The organism is Arthrobacter paludis (genome assembly GCF_056782315.1).
Genome location: NZ_JBXAEW010000032.1, coordinates 1 through 8,691, shown reverse-complemented (window position 1 = coordinate 8,691; position 8,691 = coordinate 1). Strand labels below are relative to the sequence as shown.

Here is an 8,691-nt window from a genome sequence, read left to right as displayed (position 1 = left end):
TTTTTTGATTGGTGAATTGCCTGGTTGGCCGCACCCCCGTGTGGTTGGCTGGGTTTTTTGCCGGGATTTTTTGCTTGGTGCGGTGGCTGTGGGGTTGTTTTCCCGATCCTGTGGTTGCCGTGTCCGTTTGTTTTTTACGGAGAGTTTGATCCTGGCTCAGGATGAACGCTGGCGGCGTGCTTAACACATGCAAGTCGAACGATGATGCCCAGCTTGCTGGGTGGATTAGTGGCGAACGGGTGAGTAACACGTGAGCAACCTGCCCCCGACTCTGGGATAAGCCCGGGAAACTGGGTCTAATACCGGATACGACCATTGGCCGCATGGCCTGGTGGTGGAAAGATTTATTGGTTGGGGATGGGCTCGCGGCCTATCAGCTTGTTGGTGGGGTAATGGCCCACCAAGGCGACGACGGGTAGCCGGCCTGAGAGGGTGACCGGCCACACTGGGACTGAGACACGGCCCAGACTCCTACGGGAGGCAGCAGTGGGGAATATTGCACAATGGGCGCAAGCCTGATGCAGCGACGCCGCGTGGGGGATGACGGCCTTCGGGTTGTAAACCCCTTTCAGTAGGGAAGAAGCGCAAGTGACGGTACCTGCAGAAGAAGCGCCGGCTAACTACGTGCCAGCAGCCGCGGTAATACGTAGGGCGCGAGCGTTATCCGGAATTATTGGGCGTAAAGAGCTCGTAGGCGGTTTGTCGCGTCTGCCGTGAAAGTCCGGGGCTCAACTCCGGATCTGCGGTGGGTACGGGCAGACTTGAGTGCTGTAGGGGAGACTGGAATTCCTGGTGTAGCGGTGAAATGCGCAGATATCAGGAGGAACACCGATGGCGAAGGCAGGTCTCTGGGCAGTAACTGACGCTGAGGAGCGAAAGCATGGGGAGCGAACAGGATTAGATACCCTGGTAGTCCATGCCGTAAACGTTGGGCACTAGGTGTGGGGGGCATTCCACGTCCTCCGCGCCGTAGCTAACGCATTAAGTGCCCCGCCTGGGGAGTACGGCCGCAAGGCTAAAACTCAAAGGAATTGACGGGGGCCCGCACAAGCGGCGGAGCATGCGGATTAATTCGATGCAACGCGAAGAACCTTACCAAGGCTTGACATGGGCCGGACCGGGCGAGAGATCGTCCTTCCCTTCGGGGCCGGTTCACAGGTGGTGCATGGTTGTCGTCAGCTCGTGTCGTGAGATGTTGGGTTAAGTCCCGCAACGAGCGCAACCCTCGTTCCATGTTGCCAGCGGGTTATGCCGGGGACTCATGGGAGACTGCCGGGGTCAACTCGGAGGAAGGTGGGGACGACGTCAAATCATCATGCCCCTTATGTCTTGGGCTTCACGCATGCTACAATGGCCGGTACAATGGGTTGCGATACTGTGAGGTGGAGCCAATCCCAAAAAGCCGGTCTCAGTTCGGATTGGGGTCTGCAACTCGACCCCATGAAGTCGGAGTCGCTAGTAATCGCAGATCAGCAACGCTGCGGTGAATACGTTCCCGGGCCTTGTACACACCGCCCGTCAAGTCACGAAAGTTGGTAACACCCGAAGCCGGTGGCCCAACCCTTTGGGGGGGAGCCGTCGAAGGTGGGACCGGCGATTGGGACTAAGTCGTAACAAGGTAGCCGTACCGGAAGGTGCGGCTGGATCACCTCCTTTCTAAGGAGCAGCTCGGCATGGCCTTCCGCACCGCGTGGTGTTGGGGGGCTTGTCCAGTGTTTGCCCGTTGCGGCGGCCAGTGTCCGCCGGCGGGTGCTCATGGGTGGAATGTCAACGGATGGTGGCCGGGAGGACTGGTTTCCTCCCCGGGTAGTACGCCTTTCCCCTTGTGCCTTTGTGGCCGGGGGTGGGTTGGAGTCCCGGGGTGGGGGTGGTTCCCTGGTCGATGGCACACTGTTGGGTCCTGAGGCAACAGGCCCTTGCCCCTTGGCGCCCCCCTGGTGGGGGTGTGGGGGTTTGGTTGTTGTCCGGTCCCGGGCGCGGTTGCGCCACGCGTTTTTCCCTTGTCCCGTTGGGGTGGGGGGTGTGTGGTGGCGGCCGGGGTTGTTGTTTGGGAACTGCATAGTGGACGCGAGCATCTTGCAATTTTTTTTGCAGAAGTAGCGATTTTTTCCGAGATCCTGGGGCTGCCGCTTTGGTGGTGGTTCCGGGGTTTTTTGATCATGCTCTGCTTGGCCTGTTTGTGGTCAAGTTTTCAAGGGCGCACGGTGGATGCCTGGGCATCAGGAGCCGATGAAGGACGTGGGAATCTGCGATAAGCCTGGTGGAGTCGATAACCGGACGTTGAGGCCAGGATTTCCGAATGGGGAAACCCCGTGCGGTGTTATGCCGTACGACCCGCAGCTGAACACATAGGCTGTGTGGGGGGAACGCGGGGAAGTGAAACATCTCAGTACCCGCAGGAAGAGAAAACAACAGTGATTCCGTTAGTAGTGGCGAGCGAACGCGGATGGGGCTAAACCGGTGGCGTGTGATACCCGGCAGGGGTTGCGCCATCGGGGTCGTGGGACCCAATGTCCCGGTTCTGCCGGACCGGGGGGGTGAGGTGCGGGCGCATAGGCGAACCGGTTTGAAGGCCGGACCAGAGGGGGTGTTAGTCCCGTAGCCGTAATGCGTGTCCGCCGCCCTTGTTGGTGTTCCCAAGTAGCACGGGGCCCGAGGAATCCCGTGCGAATCCGCCAGGACCACCTGGTAAGCCTGAATACTCCCTGATGACCGATAGCGGACAAGTACCGTGAGGGAAAGGTGAAAAGTACCCCGGGAGGGGAGTGAAACAGTACCTGAAACCGTGTGCCTACAATCCGTCGGAGCCGACTTGTTTCGGTGACGGCGTGCCTTTTGAAGAATGAGCCTGCGAGTTAGTGCCGTGTCGCGAGGTTAACCCGTGGGGGGAAGCCGTAGCGAAAGCGAGTCTGAACAGGGCGTTCAGTGGCGCGGTCTAGACCCGAAGCGGAGTGATCTACCCATGGCCAGGTTGAAGCGCGTGTAAGAGCGCGTGGAGGACCGAACCCACTTCAGTTGAAAATGGAGGGGATGAGCTGTGGGTAGGGGTGAAAGGCCAATCAAACTCCGTGATAGCTGGTTCTCCCCGAAATGCATTTAGGTGCAGCGTCGCGTGTTCCTTGCCGGAGGTAGAGCTACTGGATGGCCGATGGGCCCCACCGGGTTACTGACGTCAGCCAAACTCCGAATGCCGGCAAGCCAGAACGCGGCAGTGAGACTGTGGGGGATAAGCTTCACAGTCGAGAGGGAAACAGCCCAGAACGCCGACTAAGGCCCCCAAGCGTGTGCTAAGTGGGAAAGGATGTGGAGTTGCGAAGACAACCAGGAGGTTGGCTTAGAAGCAGCCACCCTTGAAAGAGTGCGTAATAGCTCACTGGTCAAGTGATTCCGCGCCGACAATGTAGCGGGGCTCAAGCACACCGCCGAAGTCGCGTCATCCAGACAAGTACGCAAGCCCTAGTGGTTCAGCGGTCTGGGTGGGTAGGGGAGCGTCGTGCCGGCAGTGAAGCCGCGGCGGAAGCCAGCGGTGGAGCCGGCACGAGTGAGAATGCAGGCATGAGTAGCGAATGACGGGTGGGAACCCCGTCCGCCGAATGATCAAGGGTTCCAGGGTCAAGCTCATCTGCCCTGGGTCAGTCGGGACCTAAGGCGAGGCCGACAGGCGTAGTCGATGGACAACGGGTTGATATTCCCGTACCGGCGAAGAACCGCCCATACCGAGCCGGCGATGCTAACCGCCCCGAACCACCACCGGGTTCCCTTCGGGGGGCCCACCGGTGGCCAGGCGCGGGATACCGAGCCGGGGAGGTAAGCGTATTAACAGGTGTGACGCAGGAGGGTAGCCGGGCCAGGCAATGGAATCGACCTGGTCCAAGGGTGCAGGCCGGGGGATAGGCAAATCCGTCCCCCACCAGGCTCAGGCCCGATAGGCGCCCCCGTTCGGGGGTGATCCGGTGATCCCATGCTGCCAAGAAAAGCATCGACGCGAGGTTCCAGCCGCCCGTACCCCAAACCGACACAGGTGATCTGGTAGAGAATACCGAGGCGATCGAGAGAATCATGGTTAAGGAACTCGGCAAAATGCCCCCGTAACTTCGGGAGAAGGGGGGCCTGCCCCGTGAACCGCACATGCTGCGGGGAGGCGGGTGTGGGCCGCAGAGACCAGGGGGAAGCGACTGTTTACTAAAAACACAGGTCCGTGCGAAGTCGCAAGACGATGTATACGGACTGACTCCTGCCCGGTGCTGGAAGGTTAAGAGGACCTGTTAGCCGCTTGCGGCGAAGCGGGGAATTCAAGCCCCAGTAAACGGCGGTGGTAACTATAACCATCCTAAGGTAGCGAAATTCCTTGTCGGGTAAGTTCCGACCTGCACGAATGGAGTAACGACTTCCCCGCTGTCTCAACCATGAACTCGGCGAAATTGCACTACGAGTAAAGATGCTCGTTACGCGCAGCAGGACGGAAAGACCCCGAGACCTTCACTATAGTTTGGTATTGGTGTTCGGTGCGGCTTGTGTAGGATAGGTGGGAGACTGTGAAGCGGGCACGCCAGTGCCGGTGGAGTCGCCGTTGAAATACCACTCTGGCCGTACCGGGCACCTAACCTCGGCCCATGATCTGGGTCAGGGACAGTGCCTGATGGGTAGTTTAACTGGGGCGGTTGCCTCCCAAAGAGTAACGGAGGCGCCCAAAGGTCCCCTCAGCCTGGTTGGCAATCAGGTGTCGAGTGCAAGTGCACAAGGGGGCTTGACTGTGAGAGCGACAGCTCGAGCAGGGACGAAAGTCGGGACTAGTGATCCGGCGGCACGTTGTGGAACGGCCGTCGCTCAACGGATAAAAGGTACCTCGGGGATAACAGGCTGATCTTGCCCAAGAGTCCATATCGACGGCATGGTTTGGCACCTCGATGTCGGCTCGTCGCATCCTGGGGCTGGAGTAGGTCCCAAGGGTTGGGCTGTTCGCCCATTAAAGCGGTACGCGAGCTGGGTTTAGAACGTCGTGAGACAGTTCGGTCCCTATCCGCTGCGCGCGCAGGAAACCTGAGAAGATCTGTCCCTAGTACGAGAGGACCGGGACGGACGAACCTCTGGTGTGTCAGTTGTACCGCCAGGTGCACCGCTGATTGGCTACGTTCGGAAGGGATAACCGCTGAAGGCATCTAAGCGGGAAGCCCACTTCAAGATGAGGTTTCCACGGAGCTTGCTCCGGGAGGCCCCCAGCAGACCACTGGGTTGATAGGCGGGACGTGGAAGCGGGGACCAAGGACCCGTGAAGCCGACCCGTACTAATAGGCCGACAACTTACACCACAAACACCACCCACACGGGTGGGCAAGAAACGCTGCGTCCACTATGCGGTCCCGAAACAACAAACCCGTTTCCGGAACCACCCCGCCCCCCCAAGGGGCGGGACACCCCACCCCCCAGGGGGCGGGAACACAACAGAATAGCCACACACGAGGCACAACGATCGTGACCAGGCCACCCCCAACAGGCGGCAACCCCCCGGGTTGCCACGACAGGGCGGTGAAAGGGTTACGGCGGCCATAGCGTGGGGGAAACGCCCGGTCCCATACCGAACCCGGAAGCTAAGACCCACAGCGCCGATGGTACTGCACCCGGGAGGGTGTGGGAGAGTAGGACACCGCCGGACAACCATTACCAGGACCCCCAACCCCCACCAGGGTTGGGGGTCCTGACGCTTAACCACCACAACCAGCTGAACGGCTCGATGACTATCTAGGTGGGCTTCCTCCGCGCCCGGATCGCCGCCCATGGCTTGGGGGCCAAGTATGGGCTCGAGCCGTTGGAGTCCGTGGCGGTGGAGCGGTGCACGCGGGGGTTCAAGCCTGCCGAGTACGCACGCGCCCAACGCGCCGCCGAGCAGGCTGCGCGCCGCCGCCAGAAGCACGAGCGCGCCGAGGGTGGGCCGCCCTGGTCGTCATTGGGGGAGGCCGAGCGGTCCCAGCTCGTGCACCGGCGGATGCTTCTGCAGCGGCCCGAGACCCAACTGGTCCGCAACGTGCGCGCCTGCGCCTGTCAACGGCCAGTAGGAATTGCCCGTGGGCGGCCAGCGGTTCTGCCCGCTGGTGGCCAGGGAAAGTGCCCACTGGTGGCCGGCTGGTTTGCCCGCGGGACGGGTGGTTGGTGCCGGCCACTGGTGGTGTCTAGGTCAGTGGCATGACTCCCTTTCCGGCCAGGGCCTGGGTGAGTCGGACGGAGTCGCCGGTGGTTTGGCAGACGTGGGCGTGGTGGAGGAGCCGGTCCACGGTGGCGGTGGCCAGGGTCTTGGGCATGAGCTCGTCGAAGCCGGCGGGGTGCAGGTTCGAGGACACGGCCACGGAGCGTTTCTCGTAGGCGGCGTCCACGACCCGGTAGAGGCCCTCGGCGGCGTCGGTGGCCACTGCAAGCAGGCCGATGTCGTCGATCACGACGAGGTCGGCGCGCAGGATCCGGGCCACGGCCTTGGTCACGGTGTCGTCGGCCCGGTGGGCGCGGATGAGCGCGCCGAGGTCCTCGAGGGTGAACCAGGCGACCCGCTTGCCTTCCTCGACGGCCTGTTGGCCCAGGGCCTCGAGGAAGAAGGTCTTGCCGGTGCCGGAGGGTCCGCAGACGACGAGGTTCTCCTTGCGGTGGATCCATTCCAGGGTCCGCAGGGCCTGCTGGGTCGGGGCCGGGATCGAGGAGGCTGTCTCGTCCCAGAGGGCGAAGGTCTTGCCGGTGGGGAACCCGGCGGCCTTGCGCCGGGTGGCGAGCATGGAGCGGGCCCGGCCCGCGGTTTCCTCGGCCAGCAGGGCCTTGACGGTCTCGGCCGGTTCCCAGCGCTGGGCGCGGGCGGTGGCCAGCACCTCGGGGGCGACGGCGCGGGCGTGGGGCATCTTCAGCTGGCGCATCAGCGCCGCGAGGTCCTCGGGCAGGGCCGGGGCGGTGGTGTTCGGGGTGGCGATGCCCATCAGGGGTGCTCCTTCCCGGAGGTGGTGGCGCCCAGGCCCGCCCAGCCGGCGGTGCCCTGGGTCAGGGACGTCCCCTCGTCGGCGGTGCGCAGCCCGGGCCGGTGCCCGGCGGCGGTGAGCAGGGAGGCTAGGTCCCCGTGGGCGAAGCGGTGGTGGACCGCGGCGAGGCCGAGGGCCTTGTCGACCTCGTTGGTCCCGGCGATCTTGGCCAGGGCGACGGCCTCGGCCATCTTGGCGTTGATGCGGTGCGCGCCCGCGGCGGCGGCCTCGAGCAGCCAGGACCTCGCGCCCGCGCCGATGCCCAGGAACTCGGCCTCGGCCTTCGAGCGCGGCACCGGGGTGTGGTCCCCAGGGACCTTGGCCGGGTCGTGGTCGGGGAAGTGGGAGTCGTCGATCGCCGGGGACCCGGGCGCGGCCACCGGATGCCGGGCGACCTCGAGGGCACCGTCGGGGCCGGCGTGGACGATCACGACCCTCGCGTCGGCGCCGGTGCCGTGTTGGCGGATGAAGACCTCGGCGCCGAGCAGGTGGGCCGGGACGGAGTACTGGGCGTTCTCGTAGGAGACCATCGGCGTGTTCGGCGGCACCTTCCGGCCCGTCCCGTAGGCGATCGTGTGCGCGGCGTCGGGGACCCGGTGCAGGGCGGGGGCCTCGTCGGCGAGCATATCCACGGGCCGGCGGCGGGTGGTGCGGTGCTCGCGGGAGTTCACCAGGTCCATGAACGCCTGGCAGGCCGCCTCGAGCTCGGCGAACGAGGCGTAGGAGCCGCGCAGGTTGGTGTCCTTGGGCACGAGGTCGGCCTTGGAGACCTTGACCGCGTTCTCCACCCCGCCCTTCGACGCCGGGTCGGCAGGCTGGCAGGTGAGGACCTCGACCGAGTAGTGCTTCGCGAACGCGACGGTCGCCTCGTTGCGCACCGGCACCCCGGCCACGTGCATCGTGGTCACCGTCTTCTCGTTGTCCGTCAGCACGTACGTCGGGGCCCCGCCGATGATCCTGAAGGTGCGGTCCAGGGCGGCGAAGACGCTCGGGGCGGTCCGGTCGCGCAGCGCGAGCACGATCCGGTACCGCGACCATGCGAGCCAGGCCACGAACAGCACCGTCTTGACCCCGCCGATGACCGGTCCGTCGCCGAAGTCGTACTGCAGCCAGCCGCCGGGCTCGGTGATCCAGGGCCGGTGCACCCGCCGCCTCCCGCGGCGGTAGGCGTCCTTCGCGGTCGCCACGGCACGGCGGGTCGAGCGCTCCGAACCGGCGTAGCCCATCGACACGAGCTTGTCGTGCACGACGTCGGCGCGGATCCGGCCCCGGGACTTGTCGACCCATTCCTCGATCTTCGCGTCCCAGTCGTCGGTGACCTTGGGCCGTTCCGGACCCGCGCCGGGGGCACGGCCGGCATCGCGGGCCCTCACGAGCCGGTCGACGGTGTGGTGGGAGCACCCGTGGATCTCCGCGGTGCTGCGTAGGGACCTGGTGAGGTCGTAGGTGGCAAGAATATTCACGGTTTCTAGGGCATCCTTCATTCAGGGCCTCTTCCTGCTGCGGATTCGATTCGACACCGACATCCAACCGGGAAGAGGCCCCCGCCGTCCTCAGAACACGGCAGGGCTAACGAGCAATGCGGGCAAACCAGCCGGCCACAAATGGGCAGTTTCCGTGGCCATACGCGGGCAGTCCCCGTGGCCGTCAGCGGGCAATTCCCTGGCCACCTACGGGCAGTTTTCCATGGCCGCTAACA

2 protein-coding genes and 3 rRNA genes are annotated in these 8,691 nt (G+C 64.0%); 3 read left to right on the top strand and 2 right to left on the bottom strand.

Going from position 1 to position 8,691, the window contains the following annotated elements; translation table 11 throughout:
• Window positions 1-133 precede the first annotated feature (133 nt).
• The 3 genes from AC1Q5D_RS17620 (at window position 134) to rrf (ending at window position 5,653) form a co-directional block, all read left to right on the top strand.
• A 16S ribosomal RNA gene (locus AC1Q5D_RS17620) occupies window positions 134-1,656 on the top strand.
• A gap of 525 nt (window positions 1,657-2,181) precedes the next feature.
• Window positions 2,182-5,310: ribosomal RNA gene (locus AC1Q5D_RS17615) — 23S ribosomal RNA — on the top strand.
• A gap of 226 nt (window positions 5,311-5,536) precedes the next feature.
• Window positions 5,537-5,653 (top strand): 5S ribosomal RNA (gene rrf / locus AC1Q5D_RS17610).
• Together the 16S, 23S and 5S rRNA genes form the textbook arrangement of a ribosomal RNA operon.
• A 514-nt stretch (window positions 5,654-6,167) precedes the next feature.
• Here rrf and istB read toward each other — a convergent pair.
• Together istB and istA are read right to left on the bottom strand one after the other, a co-directional pair.
• A complete protein-coding gene (gene istB / locus AC1Q5D_RS17605; protein WP_481736795.1) occupies window positions 6,168-6,953 on the bottom strand; it encodes an IS21-like element helper ATPase IstB in 786 nt (261 codons plus the stop codon).
• On the bottom strand, window positions 6,953-8,476 hold the full coding sequence (gene istA, locus AC1Q5D_RS17600; RefSeq protein WP_481736794.1) for an IS21 family transposase: 1,524 nt from the start codon (window positions 8,474-8,476) through the stop codon (window positions 6,953-6,955). The genes istB and istA overlap by 1 nt, the downstream gene beginning before the upstream one ends.
• Window positions 8,477-8,691: the final 215 nt, after the last annotated feature.

Bases quoted from the DNA above. Each gene is read 5' to 3' on its own strand.
- istB (WP_481736795.1), bottom strand. From the start codon at position 6,953: ATGGGCATCGCCACCCCGAACACCACCGCCCCGGCCCTGCCCGAGGAC.
- istA (WP_481736794.1), bottom strand. From the start codon at position 8,476: ATGAAGGATGCCCTAGAAACCGTGAATATTCTTGCCACCTACGACCTC.